Source organism: Escherichia sp. F1, assembly GCF_046764225.1.
GTDB classification, from domain to species: Bacteria; Pseudomonadota; Gammaproteobacteria; order Enterobacterales; family Enterobacteriaceae; genus Escherichia; species Escherichia coli.
Window position 1 is genome coordinate 3,933,232 of record NZ_CP177202.1, and the last position, 23,656, is coordinate 3,956,887.

At 52.0% G+C, this 23,656-nt stretch carries 19 protein-coding genes; 2 read left to right on the forward strand and 17 right to left on the reverse strand.

All coding sequences use genetic code 11. The features are described from left to right. Positions 1-43: 43 nt before the first annotated feature. The 17 genes from accA to rpsB all read right to left on the reverse strand — a co-directional run bounded on the left by accA (position 44) and on the right by rpsB (position 19,750). Positions 44-1,003 (reverse strand): acetyl-CoA carboxylase carboxyl transferase subunit alpha, encoded by a 960-nt coding sequence (gene accA / locus ACK8NJ_RS18930; RefSeq protein WP_000055738.1) that lies wholly within the window; start codon positions 1,001-1,003, stop codon positions 44-46. A 12-nt stretch (positions 1,004-1,015) separates the two neighbouring features. Then, on the reverse strand, positions 1,016-4,498 hold the full coding sequence (dnaE, locus tag ACK8NJ_RS18935; RefSeq protein WP_001294757.1) for a DNA polymerase III subunit alpha: 3,483 nt from the start codon (positions 4,496-4,498) through the stop codon (positions 1,016-1,018). Between the two features lie 36 nt (positions 4,499-4,534). Further along, entirely contained in the window at positions 4,535-5,131 is a 597-nt protein-coding gene (rnhB, locus tag ACK8NJ_RS18940; RefSeq protein ID WP_083576410.1) for a ribonuclease HII, read from the reverse strand. Beyond that, positions 5,128-6,276 carry a lipid-A-disaccharide synthase gene (gene lpxB, locus ACK8NJ_RS18945; RefSeq protein WP_411961877.1) on the reverse strand — a complete coding sequence of 383 codons (1,149 nt, stop codon included), beginning with the start codon at positions 6,274-6,276 and terminating at the stop codon, positions 5,128-5,130. The genes rnhB and lpxB overlap by 4 nt, the downstream gene beginning before the upstream one ends. Further along, entirely contained in the window at positions 6,276-7,064 is a 789-nt protein-coding gene (gene lpxA, locus ACK8NJ_RS18950; protein WP_000565966.1) for an acyl-ACP--UDP-N-acetylglucosamine O-acyltransferase, read from the reverse strand. The genes lpxB and lpxA overlap by 1 nt, the downstream gene beginning before the upstream one ends. A gap of 3 nt (positions 7,065-7,067) precedes the next feature. Next, positions 7,068-7,523 (reverse strand): 3-hydroxyacyl-ACP dehydratase FabZ, encoded by a 456-nt coding sequence (fabZ, locus tag ACK8NJ_RS18955; protein ID WP_000210739.1) that lies wholly within the window; start codon positions 7,521-7,523, stop codon positions 7,068-7,070. Positions 7,524-7,627: 104 nt separating this feature from the next. Beyond that, positions 7,628-8,653, reverse strand: coding sequence for a UDP-3-O-(3-hydroxymyristoyl)glucosamine N-acyltransferase (gene lpxD / locus ACK8NJ_RS18960; RefSeq protein ID WP_001139282.1), 1,026 nt, complete (start codon positions 8,651-8,653; stop codon positions 7,628-7,630). 3 nt (positions 8,654-8,656) lie between these two features. After that, complete coding sequence (skp, locus tag ACK8NJ_RS18965; RefSeq protein WP_000758956.1) at positions 8,657-9,142, reverse strand: molecular chaperone Skp; 486 nt, start codon at positions 9,140-9,142, stop codon at positions 8,657-8,659. Positions 9,143-9,263: 121 nt separating this feature from the next. After that, a complete protein-coding gene (bamA, locus tag ACK8NJ_RS18970; RefSeq protein WP_001240896.1) occupies positions 9,264-11,696 on the reverse strand; it encodes an outer membrane protein assembly factor BamA in 2,433 nt (810 codons plus the stop codon). 29 nt (positions 11,697-11,725) lie between these two features. Beyond that, on the reverse strand, positions 11,726-13,078 hold the full coding sequence (gene rseP / locus ACK8NJ_RS18975) for a sigma E protease regulator RseP (protein ID WP_411961878.1): 1,353 nt from the start codon (positions 13,076-13,078) through the stop codon (positions 11,726-11,728). Between the two features lie 11 nt (positions 13,079-13,089). Then, positions 13,090-13,947, reverse strand: coding sequence for a phosphatidate cytidylyltransferase (gene cdsA / locus ACK8NJ_RS18980; RefSeq protein WP_000922437.1), 858 nt, complete (start codon positions 13,945-13,947; stop codon positions 13,090-13,092). A gap of 12 nt (positions 13,948-13,959) precedes the next feature. Continuing rightward, the gene (ispU, locus tag ACK8NJ_RS18985) at positions 13,960-14,718 is read right to left on the reverse strand and encodes a (2E,6E)-farnesyl-diphosphate-specific ditrans,polycis-undecaprenyl-diphosphate synthase (protein WP_001295562.1); all 759 of its coding nucleotides are present in this window, start codon (positions 14,716-14,718) and stop codon (positions 13,960-13,962) included. A 188-nt stretch (positions 14,719-14,906) separates the two neighbouring features. After that, positions 14,907-16,103 carry a 1-deoxy-D-xylulose-5-phosphate reductoisomerase gene (gene ispC, locus ACK8NJ_RS18990; RefSeq protein WP_000811923.1) on the reverse strand — a complete coding sequence of 399 codons (1,197 nt, stop codon included), beginning with the start codon at positions 16,101-16,103 and terminating at the stop codon, positions 14,907-14,909. A gap of 91 nt (positions 16,104-16,194) precedes the next feature. Beyond that, complete coding sequence (gene frr / locus ACK8NJ_RS18995) at positions 16,195-16,752, reverse strand: ribosome recycling factor (protein WP_000622418.1); 558 nt, start codon at positions 16,750-16,752, stop codon at positions 16,195-16,197. 291 nt (positions 16,753-17,043) lie between these two features. Then, a complete protein-coding gene (gene pyrH, locus ACK8NJ_RS19000; RefSeq protein ID WP_000224573.1) occupies positions 17,044-17,769 on the reverse strand; it encodes a UMP kinase in 726 nt (241 codons plus the stop codon). A gap of 146 nt (positions 17,770-17,915) precedes the next feature. Next, positions 17,916-18,767 carry a translation elongation factor Ts gene (gene tsf / locus ACK8NJ_RS19005; protein ID WP_000818114.1) on the reverse strand — a complete coding sequence of 284 codons (852 nt, stop codon included), beginning with the start codon at positions 18,765-18,767 and terminating at the stop codon, positions 17,916-17,918. 257 nt (positions 18,768-19,024) lie between these two features. Beyond that, positions 19,025-19,750, reverse strand: coding sequence for a 30S ribosomal protein S2 (gene rpsB, locus ACK8NJ_RS19010; RefSeq protein ID WP_000246882.1), 726 nt, complete (start codon positions 19,748-19,750; stop codon positions 19,025-19,027). A 367-nt stretch (positions 19,751-20,117) separates the two neighbouring features. Here rpsB and map point away from each other — a divergent pair, with 367 nt between their 5' ends. Together map and glnD are read left to right on the forward strand one after the other, a co-directional pair. Beyond that, the gene (gene map, locus ACK8NJ_RS19015; protein ID WP_001018194.1) at positions 20,118-20,912 is read left to right on the forward strand and encodes a type I methionyl aminopeptidase; all 795 of its coding nucleotides are present in this window, start codon (positions 20,118-20,120) and stop codon (positions 20,910-20,912) included. A gap of 61 nt (positions 20,913-20,973) precedes the next feature. Then, complete coding sequence (gene glnD / locus ACK8NJ_RS19020; protein ID WP_001520515.1) at positions 20,974-23,646, forward strand: bifunctional uridylyltransferase/uridylyl-removing protein GlnD; 2,673 nt, start codon at positions 20,974-20,976, stop codon at positions 23,644-23,646. Positions 23,647-23,656: the final 10 nt, after the last annotated feature.

Genomic DNA, 23,656 nt, shown 5'->3' on the forward strand with positions numbered 1-23,656 from the left:
AAAAAGGGCCACCGAAGTGACCCTTTTTCAGAACTTTTGCGAATTATGCGTAACCGTAGCTCATCAGGCGCTGATAACGACGATTTTTTAAATCTTCAGTGCTTAACACGTCGAGATCGGCCAGATCCGCCAGCAGTTGCGCTTTCAACGATGCCGCCATCGCTTCCGGGTTACGATGAGCGCCGCCCAGCGGTTCCGGGATGATGGAGTCGATCAGTTTCAGCTCTTTCAGACGCGGAGCGATGATACCCATCGCTTCAGCCGCCAGCGGCGCTTTGTCGGCGCTCTTCCACAGAATGGACGCACAACCTTCCGGCGAGATAACGGAATAGGTGCTGTATTGCAGCATATTCACTTTATCGCCCACGCCAATCGCCAGCGCACCACCAGAACCACCTTCACCGATAACCGTACAAATTACCGGTACGCCGAGGCGAGACATTTCACGCAGGTTGCGTGCAATGGCTTCAGACTGACCACGTTCTTCTGCGCCCACGCCCGGATAAGCCCCCGGGGTGTCGATAAAGGTGATGATTGGCATCTTAAAGCGTTCAGCCATTTGCATCAGACGCAGTGCTTTGCGGTAACCTTCTGGCGCTGGCATACCAAAGTTACGGCGAATTTTTTCTTTGGTTTCACGACCTTTTTGATGACCAATGATCATCACCGGACGACCATCGAGACGGGCGATACCACCGACGATAGCTTTATCGTCTGCATACGCGCGGTCGCCAGCCAGTTCGTCAAATTCATCAAATGCCAGGCGAACGTAATCCAGGGTATAAGGACGCTGTGGATGGCGTGCCAGTTGCGCAATCTGCCATGCACCGAGATCGGCGAAGATTTTACGTGTCAGTTCTACGCTTTTTTCACGCAGACGATGCACTTCTTCATCGATGTTAATATCCAGTTTCTCATCCTGACGGCTAACCGCAGTCAGAGAATCGATTTTCGCTTCCAGCTCTGCAATCGGCTGTTCAAAATCAAGGAAATTCAGACTCATAGTATTCCTGTATTAGTCAAACTCCAGTTCCACCTGCTCCGAACCAATGAGGCCACGGAGATCGTTTAATAAACGATCGCTCGGAGAGACACGCCACGTCGCGCCAAAACGCAACCGCGCGCGTGCATCCGCCCTCTGATAGTAGAGATGTACTGGAATTGTCCCAGAGCGGTGGGGTTCCAGAGACTGACGGAGTCGGTTTAAAAGCTGGTCATCAATTTGCCTGTCCGTCAGCGAGATAGCAAGCCCGCGAGCATATTTTTCCCGGGCTTCGTCAATATCCATCACTTCGCGAGCGGTCATTTTAAGCCCACCGCTGAAGTCATCAAAGCTGACCTGTCCGCTGACGATAAGTATGCGGTCTTTTTCCAGCAATTGCTGGTATTTATCCAGGGCGTCAGTAAACAACATCACTTCCAGCCGCCCGGAACGGTCATCCAGCGTGCAGATACCGATACGATTGCCGCGCTTGGTGACCATAACCCGCGCGGCAACAACGAGCCCCGCAGCCGTGATGACTTTACCACGTTCTGTCGGGTGCATGTCTTTCAGCCTTACGCCTCCGACATAACGCTCAATCTCTTTTAAATACTGGTTGATAGGGTGTCCCGTCAGGTACAGACCTAACGTTTCACGTTCCCCATCTAACACCACCTGCTCCGGCCACGGTTGGCAGCTGGCGTAGGATTGTTCAATTTGTTCCGGCTCTTCGGCCAGCACGCCGAACATATCGGCCTGACCGATAGCTTCCGCTTTCGCGTGTTGATCTGCCGCTTTTAACGCATCGCCCAGCGAGTTCATCAGCGCTGCGCGGTGTGGCCCAAGACGGTCAAACGCCCCGGACATGATCAGTTTTTCCAGCACCCGCCGGTTTAACTTTTTGGTGTCGGTTCGGGCGCAGAGATCAAACAGTTCGCGGAAGTAGCCGCCTTTATTGCGGGCTTCGATGATCGCCTCGATCGGACCTTCACCTACCCCTTTGATCGCGCCAATACCATACACGATTTCGCCGTCGTCGTTGACGTGGAAATGGTAAAGACCGGAGTTTATATCCGGCGGCAGGATTTTCAGCCCCATCCGCCAGCACTCATCCACCAGGCCCACCACCTTCTCGGTGTTGTCCATATCGGCGGTCATTACCGCCGCCATAAACTCCGCCGGATAGTGCGCTTTCAGCCATAACGTTTGATATGACACCAAAGCATAGGCCGCAGAGTGCGATTTGTTAAATCCGTAACCAGCGAATTTTTCCACCAGGTCGAAGATTTTCATCGCCAGTTCAGCGTTGATTCCGTTCTTTTCTGCACCTTCAGCAAATACAGAACGCTGCTTAGCCATCTCTTCCGGCTTTTTCTTACCCATCGCACGACGCAGCATATCCGCGCCACCGAGGGTATAACCAGAAAGCACCTGGGCAATCTGCATGACCTGTTCCTGATACAGGATGATGCCGTAGGTTGGCTCCAGTACCGGTTTCAGGCTTTCATGCTGCCACTGCACGTCCGGATAGGAGATCTCTTCGCGACCATGTTTACGGTCGATAAAGTTATCCACCATCCCTGACTGCAACGGACCAGGGCGGAACAGTGCCACCAGTGCGATCATATCTTCGAAGCAGTCAGGTTGCAGACGCTTGATCAGGTCTTTCATGCCGCGCGATTCAAGCTGGAATACCGCCGTGGTTTCCGAGCGTTGCAGCATATCGAAGCTTTTCTTATCATCCAGCGGGATCGCGGCGATATCCAGAGGCGGCTCGCCATTCTTCGCCCGCCGCTTGTTGATCATCTCCAGCGCCCAGTTGATGATGGTGAGCGTACGCAAACCGAGGAAGTCGAACTTCACCAGCCCGGCGTATTCAACGTCGCTTTTATCAAACTGGGTGACCGGATGTTTGCCCTCTTCATCGCAGTAAAGCGGCGCAAAATCGGTAATTTTGGTCGGTGCGATAACCACCCCACCGGCGTGCTTACCGGCGTTACGGGTGACCCCTTCCAGTTTGCGCGCCATGTCGATCAGCGCCTTAACTTCTTCATCCGCTTCGTAGATTTCCGGCAGCTGCGGCTCGGCTTCAAACGCTTTCGCCAGCGTCATCCCCGGATCGGGCGGGATCAGTTTCGAGATACGATCGACAAAGCCGTACGGATGCCCCAGCACGCGACCTACGTCGCGGATCACCGCTTTCGCCGCCATCGTACCGAAGGTGATGATCTGCGATACCGCATCACGACCGTACATGTCCGCCACGTGTTCGATAACCTGATCGCGTTTCTCCATACAGAAGTCAACGTCAAAGTCAGGCATGGAGACACGTTCCGGGTTAAGGAAACGTTCGAACAGCAGGTCAAATTCCAGCGGATCAAGGTCGGTGATTTTCAGCGCGTAGGCCACCAGTGAACCCGCACCGGAGCCACGGCCTGGCCCTACCGGTACGCCGTTATCTTTCGACCACTGGATAAATTCCATAACGATGAGGAAGTAGCCCGGGAAGCCCATCTGGTTGATAACCTGAAGTTCAGTCTCCAGACGTTCGTCATATTCCGGGCGGCGCTTAAGACGTTCTTCCTCATCAGGGAATAAAAAGGCCAGACGCTCTTCCAGGCCTTCTTTTGCACGCTTGACCAGATAATCTTCGGTGCTCATGTCCCCGGTCGGGAACTGCGGCAGGAAGTATTCACCAAGACGCACAGTTACGTTACAGCGTTTGGCGATCTCAACGGTGTTGGCAAGGGCTTCGGGGATGTCGGCAAACAGCTCGCACATCTCCTCTTCGCTACGCATATATTGCTGCGGCGAATAGTTACGCGGGCGTTTAGGATCATCTAGGGTAAAGCCGTCGTGGATCGCGACGCGGATTTCGTGTGCGTCAAAGTCGCTGCTGTCGATAAAGCGCACGTCGTTGGTCGCCACGACGGGCAAACCGCGCGCTTCCGCCAGTTCCACCGCAGCGTGCAGATAGCTTTCTTCGTCCGGCCTTCCGGTGCGGATCAGCTCGAGAAAATAGCGATCCGGGAAGTGTTCTTCATAAAACGCGACACACTCATCTACCAGCGCGCTGTTACCACGCAAAAGACTGCGCCCGACGTCGCCCATGCGCCCGCCAGAAAGAAGGATCAAACCTTCATTTAATTCGATAAGCCAGTCGCGATCGATGATCGGCCCGGCGGCACCGTACCCGCGCTGATACGCTTTTGAGATCAGCAACGTCAGATTCTGATAGCCGGTATTGTTCGCCGCCAGCACCGTCAGGTGGGTTAACTCATCACCCAGCAGGTCGCACTGGACGTTAAAATCCGCCCCGACGATGGGCTTAATCCCTGCGCCATGTCCCGCTCCGTAGAACTTCACCAGACCGCAAAGGTTGGTGAAATCGGTGATCGCCAGTGCTGGCATCCCTAACGCCGCCGCCTTTTTTACCAGCGGCGCGGTTTTGGCCAGGCCATCGATCATCGAGTAGTCGCTGTGCACCCGCAGGTGTACGAAACGTGGTTCAGACATCTTCAGATTCCGGTTTACTTAATCTCGACACAAGAATCAGGACGCAAGTCCCAGTGCGCGTTTGACAGGCCCAAAGCTGCGCCGATGGTGTTCGGTCGCGCCGTGTTCAGCCAGTTTTTCCAGATGAAAAGCGGTTGGATACCCTTTGTGTTGGGCAAAACCATATTGCGGGAAAACAATATCCAGCGCCGCCATTTCGGCGTCACGCGTCACTTTCGCCAGGATAGACGCGGCACTGATTTCCGGTACGCGGCTATCGCCTTTCACCACTGCCATCGAAGGCATCGGTAATTTCGGGCAGCGGTTACCATCAATCAACACATATTCCGGCGTAATATGCAGCCCAGCGACGGCACGCTGCATCGCCAGCATGGTCGCATGTAAAATATTCAGTTCGTCGATTTCGTGAGGTTCCGCGCGGCCCAGACTCCAGCTCAACGCTTTCTCTTTGATCTCTTCGCAGAGCGCCAGACGGCGTTTTTCGCTCAGCTTTTTGGAATCATTCAGCCCGGCAATCGGGCGCGACGGGTCAAGGATCACCGCAGCGGTGACGACCGCGCCAACTAACGGCCCGCGTCCGACTTCATCCACACCCGCAACCAGCTGCGTGTGCGGATAAACAAATTCGATCATTGTGCTAACTCCAGAACGGCTTGTGCCGCCTGCTCATCGGCATTGCAGCGGATCTGCTGATGCAGTTCACGGAAGGTATCGTGCATCGCGTGGCTGGTTTTCCCGTTCGCCAACAGCGGTAACAGCGCTGCAGCCAGTTTTTGCGGCTCACACTCTTCCTGCAATAATTCTTTAACTAACTCTCTGCCCGCCAGCAGGTTTGGCAGCGAGACATAATCGGTTTTCACCAGCCGCTTCGCCAACCAGAAGGTGAAAGGCTTCATGCGATACCCCACCACCATCGGGCATTTCGCCAGCATGCACTCCAGTGCAGCCGTACCCGACGCCAGTAGTGCCGCATCGCTGGCGACCATCGCCTCACGGCCCAACCCATCCAGCATATGAACCGACAGGTCTGGCGCAACTTCAGCTTTGATGCGTTCAAACTGCTCGCGGCGTTTGGCATTCACCAGCGGCACCACGATTTCGAGATCCGGATATGTCTGGCGCAAAAGCTGGGCCGTTTTCAGAAAATCGGCGCTAAGCATTTCGACTTCCGCACCACGGCTGCCCGGCAACAATGCCAGACAGTGGGCATCGTGAGGGATCCCCAGCACATCACGGGCACCATTTTTATCTGGATCTAATGGCATGGCATCAGCCATGGTATGACCGATAAAGCGGCACGGTACGTTGTATTTGTCATAAAACGCTTTTTCGAAAGGCAGAAATGCGAGCACCAGATCGGTGGCTCTGCCTATTTTGAAAACGCGTTTCTGTCGCCACGCCCAGACGGACGGACTGACGTAATGAATGGTTTTGATACCCTGCTTTTTGAGGTTACCTTCAAGAGTAATATTGAAGTCAGGCGCATCAATACCGACAAAAACATCTGGCTTCAGTTCGCCAAAACGCTTTGTCAGATCGGCACGAATATGCAGTAAGCGACGCAGACGCCCGAGCACTTCAACAATGCCCATCACCGCCAGCTCTTCCATTTCGTACCAGGCTTCGCAGCCTTCAGCCTGCATTCGTGGCCCGGCAACACCAACAAAGCGGGCGTTGGGCACACGTTCTTTCAGAGCGCGGATTAAACCGGCCCCCAGGATATCGCCGGAGGTTTCTCCGGCGACCAGGGCAATCGTTAATGGACGCGGTTCAGTCATTAACGAATCAGACCGCGCGTTGAGCGTGCAAAGAAATCGGTAAAGGCTTTCACTTCCGGATATGTTTCCGCCAGTTCAGCAATTTCCGGTTTCACTTCATCGAGCGTTTTACCGCTACGATAAATCAGCTTATACGCATTGCGGATAGCGGTAATCGCCTCACGGCTGAATCCGCGGCGCTTCAGCCCTTCGATATTGACACCGAACGGCGTTGCGTGGTTACCCTGCGCAATGACATAAGGAGGGACGTCCTGCGCCACACCGGAGCAGCCGCCAACCATCACATGCGCACCAATGATGCAGAACTGATGGACTGCGGTCATGCCGCCGATGATCGCGAAGTCGTCAACCGATACGTGACCCGCCAGCGTTGCGTTGTTGGCGAGAATACAGCGGTTACCTACCGTACAATCGTGCGCAATGTGCGCGTTGATCATCAGTAAGTTGTCGCTGCCCACCTTCGTCAATCCACCGCCCTGGACTGTGCCACGATGAATGGTGACGCTTTCGCGAATGCGGTTACGATCGCCGATTTCCACGCGGGTCGGTTCGCCAGCATATTTCAGATCCTGGTTAACTTCGCCGATGGAGGCGAACTGATAAATCTCATTATCGCGGCCAATTTTAGTATGACCATTCACGACAACGTGAGATTTCAGTACGGTACCCTCACCAATTTCGACATGGGGTCCAACGATACAAAAAGGACCAATGTGAGCGTTCGCGCCAATCGACGCGCCCTCTTCCACAATGGCGGTTGGATGCACAAAGGCGGATTTATCAATCACGTATCAGGCCTCCCGGCTACGAGCACACATCATCGTTGCTTCGCAAACTACTTTACCGTCGACCAGAGCAACCCCTTTAAAACGGGTCAGGCCGCGGCGCGTTTTTTCGAAAGTGACTTCCATGATCATTTGATCGCCAGGCACGACCGGGCGCTTGAAGCGCGCTTCGTCAATACCAGCGAAGTAGTACAGCTCACCCGGTTCCAGTTTTCCTACGCTTTTAAACGCCAGAATACCTGTTGCCTGTGCCATTGCTTCCAGAATCAGCACACCGGGGAAAATCGGTTTTCCAGGGAAATGGCCCTGGAAGAATGGCTCATTGACAGAGACATTTTTTACTGCGCGCAGAAAACGACCTTCTTCAAAATCCAGCACGCGATCCACCAGTAAGAACGGGAAACGGTGCGGCAGAAGTTCTAAAATCTCTTCAATCTGCAGAGTATGAGTGTTAGTAGTCAAGATACTCTTCCTGTCAAAATATAAGAAACGACAATAATAACACGGCCTGCCGCAATCGTAAGAATGAGACAGGCCGTAAAGTTTGGCGAACAAAAGATGGAACGTTAGTCTTGTTGATTAACCTTGCGCTCAAGCGATTTCAGACGCTTGCTCATGTCATCAATGTTCATCACCAGTGCAGCGGTTTTGCGCCAGACTTTGTTGGGTTGCAGCGGAATGCCTGAGGAATAGACGCCTGGTTCAGTGATGGGACGCATCACCATACCCATGCCCGTAACCGTCACTTTGTCGCATATTTCCATATGCCCGTTGATTACGCTGGCTCCGCCGATCATGCAGTAACGACCAATTTTCAGGCTGCCCGCCATAATGACGCCACCGGCAACCGCCGTATTGTCGCCAATCACGACGTTATGTGCAATCTGGCACTGGTTATCAATGATCACGCCATTGCCAATAACAGTGTCATCCAGCGCGCCGCGATCGATGGTAGTACATGCGCCGATCTCCACACGATCGCCAATAATTACGCGACCAATCTGTGGGATCTTCACCCAGTTACCACGATCGTTGGCATAACCAAAGCCGTCTGCGCCTACCACTGTTCCGGACTGGATCAGGCAATTCTGACCGATCTGGATCTCATGGTAAATGGTTACGTTCGCCCAGAGACGCGAACCTGCACCGATTTTGCTGTTTTTACCTACGAAGCAACCGGCACCGATAATCACGTTATCGCCCAGTTCAACGCCGGACTCAATCACCGCGTTAGCGCCAATCGATACGTTGTTACCCAGCTTCGCCGTCGCGTCGATCACCGCACTGGGTGCAATGTTCTGCGCGGGCTGCGGCGTGGTATCTAAAATTTGCGCCATGCGCGCGTAAGTCAGGTAGGGATTCTTCACTACCAGCGCGGCACTTTTCGCGAAAGGAAGATCGTCCTGGGTCATGACAACCGCGGACGCCTGGCACAAGCCTAAATGCTCACGGTATTTTGGGTTAACCATGAACGTGATGTGACCTGTTTGTGCAGATTGCATGGACGCAACGCCGGTGATGACGATATCGCCATCACCGTGTAGTTCTGCATCCAACTGCTGCGCTAAATCAGCCAGTCGAATTGAAGGCATTACTTATTTAACCTGTTTCAGTACGTCGGCAGTGATGTCTTTTACATCGCTGCTGTTGTAAGCAACGGCGTTAGCATCAACAACCAGATCAATATCCTGGCTGTTGGCAACGGATTTCACAGCAGTCTGGATACGAGTAACCAGTTTGCCGCGTTCTTCGTTGGAACGACGTGCGCGATCCTGCTCAAAAGCCTGCGCTTTCTGAGCAAAAGTCTGGCGCTGAGCCATCACGTCTTTTTCCAGTTTGGTGCGATCGCTGCCCGCTTTCATGGACTGCAGCTTTTTCATTTTAGCCTGCAGATCGGTTTCCATACGCTGCAGTTCGCTGGCACGGCCTTTGAACTCATTTTCCAGCGTGTTAGAAACACCGGTTTTCTGCGCTACCTGCTGGAACAGGCTGCCCATATTGACGATTGCAATTTTGTCAGCCGCCTGAGCAGAAGTTGCCAGTGCTAAACCGAGACCTGCAGCTAATAACCACTTTTTCACAATAAACTCCTTACCATCCCATTTGCACCGGAGGGTGCAGTTCTTTGCGTGGCCCGGCGATCTTATATTGATCGCCTAAAGTCATCGCTACACTACCACTACATTCCTTTGTGGAGAACACTTACCAGGTTTTACCGATGTTAAACTGGAACTGTTCTGCCTTGTCTCCATCGTACTTTTTGAACGGCTGGGCGTAGGAGAACACCAACGGCCCCAATGGGGACATCCATTGTAATGCGATACCCGCAGACATACGGATATTGCTTGGATCACTATAGTCCGGATATCCAGAATATTGGCTGGAATCCCAGTTTGTATCCCAAACGGTACCCATATCCCAGAAGAAGGAAGTACGAACCGAGTTAGCATACTTATCGCTAATAAACGGCGTCGGGGTGATGAACTCGAGGCTGGCAACCGCCATGGCGTTACCGCCTACAGCATCATCCGATTTACACAGGTCTTTCGCGCCGTCCTGAGTCGCACATTCGTAATCATAGTCCGGATCATAATTACTAGCCTGATGCGGGAAGTAAACTGCTTTCGGACCAATGGTATTGGACTGGAAGCCACGGACGGTGCTGGAACCACCGGCATAGAAGTTCTCGTAGAACGGCATCTCTTTGCCGCCTAAACCATCACCATAACCCCAGCGGGTACGACCCAGAACAACCCATTTGTGATCGTCATCGATCGGCACATAAGTCGCCGTGTCTAACGTCACTTTGTAGTATTCGTTATCCGATCCCGGAATGGTCACTTTACCAGTCAGGTTGACACGTGAACCATCTGTCGGGAAGTAACCACGGTCAAGCTTGTTATAGGTCCAACCATAGTTGAACGTGAAGTCGTCCGTTTTGAAGCTGTTATCCTGATCAGAGGTGCTCGGATGTTCACCCATAGAGTACAGATAACGCCACATCGCAACCTGAGGCTGCATGTTGGACAGGGAGTTATGTACATAACCCAGACCTGCACGCAGCGAGTTATATTCGTTGATCGGGAAGCCCAACGTCACGTCTGTACCATAACTCTTGTTGGTATAGTCGGACAGGTCGGCGTCATCTGCCTGGAAGTCATTATAGAAGAGACGACCACCGAGGCTTACGCCATCTACGGTGAAGTACGGGTTGGTTACCGACAGTTCAGCATAGGTCTGGTAATCGTTTTTGGTCCCGTTGATACCAACAGCATAACCCGTACCTAACCAGTTATCCTGTTGCACACCAGCCTGGAAGCTCACGCCACTTTCAGTACCGTAACCAATCCCGAAGTTGAAGCTACCGGTGTTACGTTCTTTCACCTTGTAGACTACATCAACCTGGTCCGGGCTACCCGGAACACGTTGGGTATCGGTATCGACAGTTTCAAAGAAGCCCAGACGATTCAGACGCTCCTTACCCTGATCGACCAGATCGCTCCCCAGCCATGCACCTTCCATCTGACGCATTTCGCGACGCAGGACGGCATCTTTCGAGGTATCGTTACCTTCAAAACGGATCTTACGCACGTAGAAACGGTTACCCGCATCAACGTTCACACGTAATTTAACGGTTTTGTCGGCATCGTTAATTTCAGGCATCGACTGTACGCGCGGATAGGCATAACCATAGCGACCAAGAAGCTTTTTAATGTCATCTTCCATTTTGGTCACTTTGGTGCCGTTATACAGCTCGCCCGGCTCGATCTTAGTCAGCTGCTCAATTTCAGCGGAGTGCCCGGCAAGGTTGCCGCTCACTTCAACGCCAGAAAGCTTGTACTGATCGCCTTCGGTGATGTTCACCGTGACGTAAATACCTTTTTTATCTGGCGTCAGACTGACCTGGGTAGAGTCGATGTTGAAACGGGCATAACCGCGATCCAGATAGTAACTGCGCAGGGTTTCAAGGTCGCCTGCCAGTTTCTGTTTCTGGTATTTACGATCGCCTACCACGTTCCACCACGGCACTTCGTCACGCAGTTGGAAATGAGAGATCAGTTCGTCGGTGGTGAAAGCATGGTTACCAACAATGTTAATTTGCTGGATTTCAGCTGACACACCTTCCTGGAACACCAGTTTTAGGTCAACACGGTTGCGCGGCAGCGGGGTCACGACAGCTTTAACGCTGGCGCTATATTTACCGACGCTGTAGTAGAAGTCTTCCAGACCTTTCTCGATATCGGCAATGGTGGTGCGATCGAGGGATTCGCCCACACGCACGCCAGAAGCCTCGAGGTTTTGCTTCAGCATGTCATCTTTCACCGATTTGTTACCGGAGAAAGTAATGCTGGCAATGGTCGGACGTTCTTTTACCTGAACCAGAAGGGTATCACCATCACGAAGGACGCGAACATCCTCAAAGTTGCCGGTAGCAAACAGAGCGCGAATGGTATTACTGATATCTTCATCATTAACCGTGTCGCCTGTGCGCACCGGCATACTGAGGAGGGCCGCACCAACGGCGACACGCTGAAGGCCTTCGAAATGAATATCTTTCACTACGAACCCTTCAGCACCGTATACGGTGGCGCTGCTAAACAGCAGCGACGCTATGAGCAACTTTTTCATCGCCATCGTTATTATGCGTTCTTCCTAACTAACTCTCATAACCGAGAGAAATCATTGAAAAGTGCAAGCCCCATTAACAGCACCAGCAAAATCGAGCCAATGCGATAACAAAAGTCTTGAACCCGCTCGGATACCGGTCCGCCCTTGATCTTTTCGATCGCAAGGAACAGCAGATGCCCCCCGTCAAGTACGGGCAACGGAAACAGGTTAATTATCCCTAAGTTCACGCTAATAAGCGCAAGAAACGGCAGGTAATAAACAACCCCGAGTTCCGCTGTCATCCCAGCCCCCTTGGCGATAGAGATCGGCCCACTGAGGTTGTTCAGTTTCACATCACCGGTGATCAATTTTCCCAGCATACTGACCGTCAGCTTCATCAACTGCCACGTTTTGTCCGTGGCTTCGACAATGGCGTTGAACGGCCCATACTGGCGTACAACTTTATACTCATCTGGCAAAGGAATGACTTTCGGCTCAATACCGACAAAACCAATCGCTTTACCATTACCCGGTTTACTCTCCGGGATTAATGTCAAAGACAAGGGACTCCCCTGCCTTTCGATTTCTAACGCTAAGGATTTACCCGGGTTATCCCGGACAAGCACCACAAAGGTCACCCACTGCGTTAAGGGCTGACCATCGACTTTAACGATCCTGTCGCCTGCTTGCAAACCTGCCTTGCTTGCCGCCGAGTTTGGCTGCACATTTTCCAGTACAGGTTCAATTTGCGGCCCACGAGGACGAATCCCCAGCGAAGTTACCGGATCTTCTTTATCAGGCTCAAACGCCCAGTGACGTAAATCGAGCTTTACATCCCGCCGTTGGTCGCTGCCAAATGGCGCTACCGTAATGGTGGTGCTTTCATCGCCAATTTTATCGACCAACTGCAAACGCACGGCATCCCAATCAGGCGTTTCGATACCATCTACGGCTTTTAGTTCCGTACCTGGTGCAATTTGTGCTTCCGCAGCTATCGAATTGGCTGCTATTTCGCCAACCACCGGACGTACGCCAGGCACACCAATAATAAAAACCAGCCAGTAGGCAAAGATAGCAAAAATGAAGTTTGCAACCGGACCTGCGGCAATAATCGCCGCTCGTTGGCCGACAGATTTATTATTGAAGGCATGGTGGCGGAGTTCCGGAACGACCGGTTCTGCGCGCTCATCCAGCATTTTGACATAACCGCCCAGCGGGATCAGGGCGATAACATATTCGGTGCCGAGCTTATCAGTTCGCCGCCAGAGCGCCTTACCAAACCCTATTGAGAAACGCTCAACGCGAACACCACAACGCCGGGCAACCCAGAAATGACCAAATTCATGCACGGTGATAAGTACACCCAGTGCAACGATGAACGAAGCCAAATCCCAGAGAAAACTCAGCATATTACCTTCCGTTAAAGCGTCCTGAATACCAGTAACAACAAGCAAGCAAAGACCGGTACCGCAGCCGTCAGGCTATCAATACGATCTAAAATACCACCGTGTCCTGGAATTAAATGACCGCTGTCCTTAATTCCTGCTTCACGCTTAAACATACTCTCGGTCAGATCGCCGAGCACTGAGGCTAACGCTGCGACAATAGAGCAAATGAGTAAGGTGACGGGAGCGACGTCGAGATTCGCCCACATGCCATAACCCCATGAGATTACCGCTGCAGTCGCGAGTCCACCTATAAAGCCTTGCCAGGTTTTACCCGGAGAAACCTTCGGTGCCAGTTTATGTTTACCAAACAATTTGCCAAACATATATGCGCCAGAGTCAGCACCCCATACCAGGATCATGACATAGAGCAGCCATATTGCGCCACTGTAATGATTCTCGTCGTAGTGCCAGGCCCGTAACGCCAGCATGCCCCAGAAGAAGGGAACAATGGTTAGCACGCCAAAAATAATGCGCAATGTTTTAGAGTTACGCCAGATTGCTGCGGAACCTGGGTAAAACAGCACCAGCAATAGCGCGACAATCCACCAACCCAGCGAAGCCCAAAGTGAGATTTCAACCAGCGGTTGATGAATATTTCGGTGATATTCCGGCAACAGAAAAAGCATCAGCGCCAACAATAACCCGCATAACACCGCCAACCATACTCGCTGCGAGCGAGTGGTAAAACCGCTAAGCTGTCCCCATTCCCACGCTGCCAGCATGCAGACCACCAGCGTTACAATGGCGAACCCCACCGGCGGCAACAGAAACAACGCCGCGATGACGACGGGTATTAACACAAAAGCAGATATCAGGCGATACTTCAGCAAAAGCGACCCCCATCAGGCTGTTTCATCACCGGGCTCGGTGCCGCCGAAACGACGCTCTCGATTAGCAAAGGCATTTAACGCCCCTTCAAAGTCTTGTTCATCGAAATCGGGCCAGAGAACATCTGTAAAGTAAAGTTCGGCATAGGCAATTTGCCAAAGCAAAAAGTTACTAATGCGATGCTCCCCCCCAGTCCTAATTACTAAATCTACAGGGGCCAGTTCATGCATACAGACATGCTGGTTTAGCATCTCTTCATCTATCTGATCTGGTTGCAGGTTTCCTTGCTGCACCTTTTCAGCCAGTTGCCTGACTCCCTGGACTATATCCCAACGTCCACCGTAGTTCGCCGCAATATTCAGCGTCAGACCGGTATTCCCGGCTGTTAGCGCTTCAGATTTACGAATACGTTCTTGCAAACGCGAGTTAAAGCGACTGGTATCGCCAATAATACGCAGACGCACGTTATGTCGGTGCAGACTCTTTACTTCGCTATCAAGCGCCCACACAAACAGTTCCATTAACGCACTGACTTCCTGCGCTGGTCGGTTCCAGTTTTCACTACTAAAGGCATACAGAGTTAACGCCTCAATACCGTTGTTGGCCGCAAAAGAGACAGCCCGGCGGACGGATTTTGCCCCGGCTTTATGCCCAAAGGCACGAATCTTCCCTTGCTTTTTTGCCCAGCGACCATTGCCGTCCATAATGATCGCAACATGACGACAGCCATGCGCTGGCAATTTTTCGCTAAGTGGTTGAGTAGCAGACAACATCACGCGTTTTTTATTCCCTGACAGGGTTTACGGTACTCAGGAATACTGAAGCCTATACAAAAAAAAGCCGTGTAAAACCACGGCATACCTGACCTTATAAAGCCAACTACTTACGATCAGATGGCGCAGACTATATCACTGAAGCCCTACGCTAACAAATAGCGCGACTCTCTGTAGCCGGATTATCCTCAGCTTGCGAGACGCATCACCTCTTTTCTGGCGACTTCACGCGCGTTCGCATCAACAGATAACACATCGTCCACACATTGTGGTTCGCGCATATCCATTTTTTCCAGTACGGATAAATTCAACGCGGCGATATCCGTAAAGCGGATTTGTTGCGCAAGAAAAGCAGCAACGGTGATTTCGTTTGCGGCATTCAATGCTGTCGTCGCTGCCTGGCCTTGTTCGAACGCCTCCATCGCCAGTTTCAGGCATGGATAACGATCATAATCCGGTGCGGCAAATGTCAACGCACTTAGTTTGCAAAAATCGAGCGGCTTCACGCCAGAGTTCACGCGATTCGGCCATGCCATGGTGTGGGCAATTGGCGTACGCATATCCGGTTCCCCCAGCTGCGCCAGAACACTGCCGTCCTGATAGCGCACCATTGAGTGAATCACTGACTGCGGGTGAATCAGCACTTCCATCTGGCTGGCGCTGGCGTTAAACAGCCAACGCGCTTCAATGTATTCCAGACCTTTGTTCATCATGGTAGCCGAATCGACAGAAATTTTACGTCCCATCGACCAGTTCGGATGACGGCAGGCTTGATCGGGCGTCATTGTTGCCAAATCGCGCAATGGCGTCTCACGGAAAGGGCCACCAGACCCGGTAAGTAAAATGGACACCACGCCATTTTGCTCAAGGTCAGCGTATCCCAGATTATGCTGGATAGGTTGCGGTAAACTCTGAAAAATGGCGTTATGTTCGCTATCGACCGGTAACAATTGCGCTTTGCTCTGCTTTACGGCGTCCATAAACAGACGTCCGCAAGTAACCAGTGATTCTTTATTGGCCAGCAAAATGGTTTTACCCGCGCGGATCGCAGCAAGCGTAGGTAACAGCCCAGCAGCGCCAACAATGGCTGCCATCACCTGATCAACATCCTCAAGCGCTGCCATATCGCAAGCGGCTTGTTGCCCACTTAAGACTTCGGTGCGGCTACCCTGTTGCTGTAGCATCGTTTTAAGAAGTTTCGCACTCGCTTCATCGTCCATTACGGCATAGCGGGGAGAGAATTCCAGGCACTGTTCTACCATGCGAGTGACATTTTTGCCTGCCACCAGCGCAACTACGCGGAAGTGTTCGGGATTATGGCGCACCACGTCCAGCGTGCTGCAACCAATCGAGCCGGTCGAGCCCAGAATGGTGAGTTGCTTCATGAAACATCCAGAGTTGAGACAGAATAAAAAGCAAAACGCCGCCAGCCGATCCGCAAGGATCTACTGAGCGGCGTTTTTGTCGTTCAAGAAATCAGAACTGCATCAGTTCTGCTTCTTTGTCTGCCAGCGCCGCTTCAATTTTCTTGATTGCAGCATCAGTCAGTTTCTGTACATCGTCCTGAGAACGGCGATCGTCGTCTTCGCTGATCTCTTTATCTTTCAACAGTGCTTTCACTTTGTCGTTCGCGTCACGACGCACGTTACGTACTGCAACACGCGCTTGTTCTGCTTCACCACGAACGATTTTGGTCAGATCTTTACGACGTTCTTCCGTCAGCGGCGGCAGCGGAACACGGATGTCGCTACCCGCAGAGTTCGGGTTCAGGCCAAGATCGGACGCCATAATCGCTTTTTCAACGGCCGGAGACATTGAACGATCAAACACGTTGATTTTCAGAGTACGGGAATCTTCTACCGTTACGCTTGCCAGCTGACGCAGCGGCGTCGGCGTGCCGTAATATTCCACGACAATGCCATCCAGCAGGCTGGGAGAAGCACGACCCGTGCGTATTTTGCTGATTTGGGTTTTGAACGCTTCTACGCATTTGTCCATGCGTACTTCAGCATCTTTTCTGATATCGCTAATCACGTTACGAATCCTTGAAAACTTGTCTCAGTCAGACCAGACAGTCACACACAGTGGAAGTGTGCTAAGTATAGCCCTGATTAAACATATTACGGGTAATCGTCTGGATTATTAGGCTATTTTATTTGCCATTTTGGCCCCGGGCAGTGCTCGCCATCCTCACGCACTTGTGTACGCTCCGGTTGCTGCGCGCTGGCCGTGACCAAACTGCCTGCAACAATAACGCCTTATAACCAGACTTACGCCCCCGCGATACTTACGCGGAATCTTACCCTTATTTATCCATCACGGGAATTATTCCGTGATTAAAGTCCCTTCTTTTTCACCCATTACCACACGGCGCAGCGCACCCGGTTTGTTCATGTTGAAAACACGAATCGGTAATTTATGGTCACGAGCCAGCGTGAAGGCCGCCAGGTCCATGACTTTCAGCTCTTTTTCGAGCACTTCGCTGTAAGTCAGTTGCTCGTACATGGTTGCGGTTGGATCTTTCGCCGGATCAGCGGTAAACACGCCGTCAACTTTGGTTGCTTTCAGCACCACATCGGCTTCAATTTCGATACCACGCAGGCAAGCTGCTGAGTCGGTGGTAAAGAACGGGTTACCTGTACCGGCGGAGAGGATCACCACACGGTTGTTGCGCAACAGGCTGATAGCTTCTGCCCAGCTGTAGCTGTCGCACACGCCATTCAATGGAATAGCGGACATCAGACGAGCGTTCACATAGGCGCGGTGCAGTGCATCACGCATTGCCAGGCCGTTCATTACGGTCGCCAGCATCCCCATGTGGTCGCCCACAACGCGGTTCATACCCGCTTTCGCCAGACCAGCGCCACGGAACAGGTTACCCCCACCAATCACCACACCAACCTGAATACCCAGTTCAACCAGTTCTTTGATTTCCTGAGCCATGCGATCCAGTATGCTTGCATCAATACCGAAGCCTTCAGTGCCCTGCAGAGCTTCGCCACTCAACTTAAGCAGAATGCGTTTATAGACGGGTTTTGCATTGGTAGCCATGTTTCTTTCCTGAGACTGTCAACGATTGAAATGAATTAATACTAGCGACATTGTACGTCGCTTTTCAGCGCAGCCCCACAAGGGTTAGCTGAATTTACAAGATGGGCACAAAAAGAAGCCGCCCTCAGGCGGCTCCTTTTCGATAATTAAGACTGCTTGGACATCGCAGCAACTTCTGCTGCAAAGTCAGTCTCAACTTTCTCGATGCCTTCACCCACTTCGAAGCGGATGAAGCCAGTCACTTCAGCGTTATGCTCTTTCAGCAGCTGACCAACAGTTTTGCTTGGTTCCATAACGAACGGCTGACCGGTCAGAGAAACTTCGCCGGTGAATTTCTTCATGCGGCCTTCAACCATTTTCTCTGCGATTTCTTTCGGCTTACCAGACTGCATCGCGATATCCAGCTGTACCTGGTATTCTTTTTCTACCACTTCAGCGGATACGTCTTCCGGTTTGATGAATTCTGGCTTGCTTGCAGCAACGTGCATAGCGATGTGTTTAACCAGCTCTTCGTCAGCGCCTTTAGCAGCAACCAGAACGCCGATACGCGCACCGTGCTGATAAGAACCCAGAACGTCGCCTTCCAGCGCAGCAACGCGGCGAATGTTGATGTTTTCACCAATTTTCGCTACCAGCGCAACACGTTCTTCTTCGAACTGTGCTTTCAGAACTTCAACGTCAGTGATTTTGCCAGCAACAGCTGCGTCCAGAACTTTGTCTGCGAACGCCTGGAAACCAGCGTCTTTTGCAACGAAGTCAGTCTGGCAGTTAACTTCCAGAATGATGCCGTAGTTGCCGTCGATTTTGGTTTTGATCACGCCGTCAGCAGCAACGTTGCCTGCTTTTTTCGCTGCTTTAATAGCACCGGACTTACGCATGTTTTCGATTGCCAGCTCGATGTCGCCGTTAGCTTCAGTCAGTGCTTTTTTGCAATCCATCATGCCTGCGCCAGTACGCTCACGCAGCTCTTTTACCAGGGATGCGGTAATTTCAGCCATTCTAAAATCCTCGGAGATGTGATCTGCCCGGCATTAAACCGCACAGATATAAAAGTGAAAAAGGGGGCCATATGCAGGCCCCCTAACCAAACGTGTACTACCTGGTCTATAAGGGCTCTCCCCCTTCATATTTCGCGCCGCAGATGCGTTATCTTCGCTCGCTCATCCCGGTCACTTACTGATGTAAGCTCCCGGGAATTCTCGAGCTTGCCGCCTTTCTGCAACTCGAACTATTTTGGGGGAGTTATCAAGCCTTATTACTCAGCTTCTACGAAGCTTTCTTCCGCCTGGGAAGCCAGATCCTGAGAACGGCCTTCACGTACGGTTGCAGCAACAGCGCCCAGGTACAGGGTCACAGCACGGATTGCGTCGTCGTTACCCGGGATAACGAAGTCAACACCGTCCGGATCAGAGTTGGTATCAACGATAGCAAATACCGGAATACCCAGGTTGTTTGCTTCTTTGATAGCAATGTGTTCGTGGTCAGCATCGATTACAAACAGAGCGTCCGGCAGACCGCCCATGTCTTTGATACCGCCCAGGCTGTTTTCCAGTTTCTCCAGCTCACGAGTGCGCATCAGCGCTTCTTTCTTGGTCAGCTTGTCGAAAGTACCGTCCTGAGACTGAGTTTCCAGGTCTTTCAGACGTTTGATGGACTGACGAACGGTTTTCCAGTTAGTCAGCATACCGCCCAGCCAGCGATGGTTCACGAAGAACTGGTCGCAGCTCAGAGCAGCGTCTTTCACCGCTTCGCTTGCAGCGCGTTTAGTACCAACGAAAAGGATTTTACCTTTGCGAGAAGCAATCTTGTTCAGTTCAGCCAGAGCTTCGTTGAACATCGGTACAGTTTTCTCAAGGTTGATGATGTGAACTTTGTTACGCGCACCGAAGATGAACGGCTTCATTTTCGGGTTCCAGTAACGGGTCTGGTGACCGAAGTGAACACCAGCCTTGAGCATGTCGCGCATGGAAACAGTTGCCATGATTAAAACCTCTATATAAAAGTTGGGGTTATGCCTCCACGTATCCCATATTACCGACCCCAAAGGGCACCCCGGAATATGTGCCGATACGTGTGTGTTGTTACACAAAGTGAGATTGTCGCTTCCGTCCAGTCTGTGTATACGAAATGGATCGGAAGTCCGGCGCGCTTTATACCACAAATACGTCGTGGACACCAATAATTGTTGGCGCTGTGTACAGCATCAGACGTTGAATTTTCTATTATAGAAAACCTTCAGTGGCACGTTTGGCGAAATTCAGAATGATTCTCAATTTGCCCGGGTGTGATACCATTGACAGCACTTACATATATATTGTCGGTATCACCGACGCTGATGGACAGAATTAATGGCTATCTCAATCAAGACCCCAGAAGATATCGAAAAAATGCGCGTCGCTGGCCGACTGGCTGCCGAAGTGCTGGAGATGATCGAACCGTATGTTAAACCGGGCGTCAGCACCGGCGAGCTGGATCGCATCTGTAATGATTACATTGTTAATGAACAACACGCGGTTTCTGCCTGCCTCGGATATCACGGCTATCCGAAATCCGTTTGCATTTCTATTAATGAAGTGGTGTGCCACGGTATTCCGGATGATGCTAAGCTGCTGAAAGATGGCGATATCGTTAACATTGATGTCACCGTAATCAAAGATGGTTTCCACGGCGATACATCGAAAATGTTTATCGTCGGTAAGCCGACCATCATGGGCGAACGTCTGTGCCGCATCACGCAAGAAAGCCTGTACCTGGCGCTGCGCATGGTAAAACCTGGCATTAATCTGCGCGAAATAGGTGCGGCGATTCAGAAATTTGTCGAAGCAGAAGGCTTCTCCGTCGTTCGTGAATATTGCGGACACGGTATTGGTCGCGGCTTCCACGAAGAACCACAGGTGCTGCACTATGACTCCCGTGAAACCAACGTCGTGCTGAAACCGGGGATGACCTTCACCATCGAGCCAATGGTCAACGCGGGTAAAAAAGAGATCCGCACCATGAAAGATGGCTGGACGGTAAAAACCAAAGATCGCAGCTTGTCTGCACAATATGAGCATACTATTGTGGTGACTGATAACGGCTGCGAAATTCTGACGCTACGCAAGGATGACACCATCCCGGCGATAATCTCGCACGACGAATAAAATGAAGCCGGCGAATGCCGGCTTTTTTAATGCGATAATTTAATCTTATGGGTGGCGCACAATGAATACCCTTCCAGAACAGTACGCAAACACCGCTCTCCCCACCCTGCCCGGTCAACCGCAAAATCCATGTGCCTGGCCCCGTGATGAATTAACCGTCTGTGGGATAAAAGCCCATATCGATACTTTCCAGCGTTGGCTGGGTGATGCCTTTGACAATGGGATCTCCGCAGAACAGTTGATTGAGGCACGTACCGAATTCATAGACCAGCTCCTGCAACGATTATGGATTGAAGCGGGATTCAGCCAGATTGCCGACCTGGCATTGGTTGCCGTCGGTGGTTATGGTCGTGGCGAGCTGCATCCACTTTCCGACATCGATTTACTGATTTTAAGCCGTAAAAAGCTCCCGGATGATCAGGCGCAAAAAGTGGGCGAGCTGTTAACGCTGCTCTGGGATGTGAAGCTGGAAGTCGGTCATAGCGTGCGCACGCTTGAAGAGTGCATGCTGGAAGGGTTATCGGATTTAACCGTCGCCACCAATTTAATCGAATCCCGCTTATTAATTGGCGATGTAGCGCTCTTCCTCGAACTGCAAAAACATATTTTTAGCGAAGGATTCTGGCCTTCCGACAAGTTCTACGCAGCGAAAGTTGAAGAACAGAACCAGCGCCATCAGCGTTACCACGGCACCAGCTACAACCTTGAGCCAGACATCAAAAGTAGCCCTGGCGGCTTGCGCGATATCCACACGCTGCAATGGGTGGCCCGCCGTCATTTTGGCGCAACATCGCTGGATGAAATGGTCGGGTTTGGCTTCTTAACCTCAGCGGAGCGAGCGGAATTAAACGAATGTCTGCATATATTGTGGCGTATTCGCTTTGCCCTGCATCTGGTCGTCAGCCGTTACGATAATCGCCTGCTGTTTGATCGCCAGCTTAGCGTCGCCCAGCGTTTGAATTACAGTGGTGAAGGTAACGAACCGGTCGAGCGGATGATGAAGGATTACTTCCGCGTTACACGCCGCGTCAGTGAACTCAACCAGATGCTGCTGCAACTGTTCGATGAAGCCATCCTCGCCCTTCCCGCCGACGAAAAACCACGTCCAATCGACGATGAGTTTCAGCTACGCGGTACGCTAATCGACCTGCGTGATGAAACACTATTTATGCGCCAGCCGGAAGCCATCTTGCGTATGTTCTACACCATGGTGCGCAACAGTGCGATCACCGGCATTTACTCCACCACGCTGCGCCATCTGCGCCATGCCCGTCGCCATCTGCAACAACCGCTGTGTAATATTCCGGAAGCGCGAAAACTGTTTTTGAGCATTCTGCGTCACCCTGGTGCGGTGCGTCGCGGACTATTACCGATGCATCGTCATAGCGTGCTCGGCGCGTATATGCCCCAATGGTCGCATATCGTCGGGCAGATGCAGTTTGACCTGTTCCACGCCTACACGGTGGATGAACATACTATCCGCGTGATGCTGAAACTGGAGAGTTTTGCCAGTGAAGAAACGCGCCAGCGCCATCCGTTGTGCGTGGACGTCTGGCCGCGCCTGCCGTCAACTGAGCTGATTTTCATCGCCGCGCTGTTTCACGATATTGCCAAAGGACGCGGCGGCGACCACTCTATTCTCGGTGCTCAGGATGTAGTGCATTTTGCCGAACTCCACGGGCTTAACTCGCGCGAAACACAGCTGGTGGCGTGGCTGGTTCGCCAGCACTTGCTGATGTCGGTGACCGCTCAGCGCCGCGATATTCAGGACCCGGAAGTGATCAAGCAGTTTGCCGAAGAAGTGCAAACAGAAAACCGACTTCGTTATCTGGTATGCCTGACAGTGGCCGATATATGCGCCACCAACGAAACGCTGTGGAATAGCTGGAAGCAAAGTCTGTTGCGCGAACTCTATTTCGCCACCGAAAAGCAGCTACGACGCGGAATGCAAAACACGCCGGATATGCGCGAACGGGTTCGCCATCACCAACTCCAGGCGCTGGCACTACTGCGCATGGATAACATCGACGAAGAGGCGCTGCACCAAATTTGGTCACGCTGTCGTGCTAACTATTTTGTCCGCCATAGCCCAAATCAACTGGCCTGGCATGCGCGCCATTTATTACAGCATGATTTAAGCAAACCGCTGGTATTGCTTAGTCCGCAGGCTACGCGTGGAGGCACCGAGATTTTTATCTGGAGCCCGGACCGCCCCTATCTGTTTGCCGCCGTCTGTGCCGAATTAGACCGCCGCAATTTAAGTGTCCACGACGCACAAATTTTCACCACTCGCGACGGTATGGCGATGGATACCTTTATCGTGCTGGAACCCGATGGCAGCCCGCTGTCCGCAGATCGCCATGAGGTTATTCGGTTTGGTCTGGAGCAAGTACTGACACAAAGTAGCTGGCAGCCACCGCAGCCCCGTCGCCAACCTGCCAAATTGCGCCATTTTACTGTTGAAACCGAAGTAACGTTTTTGCCGACCCATACCGACCGCAAATCGTTCCTTGAGCTTATCGCTCTCGACCAACCTGGACTGCTGGCGCGAGTCGGGAAAATTTTTGCCGATCTGGGAATTTCGCTTCATGGCGCCCGAATTACAACCATTGGCGAGCGAGTAGAAGATTTATTCATAATTGCCACCGCTGACCGGCGTGCGCTTAATAACGAGTTGCAGCAGGAAGTGCATCAGCGGTTGACAGAGGCCCTCAATCCAAACGATAAAGGGTGATGTGTTTACT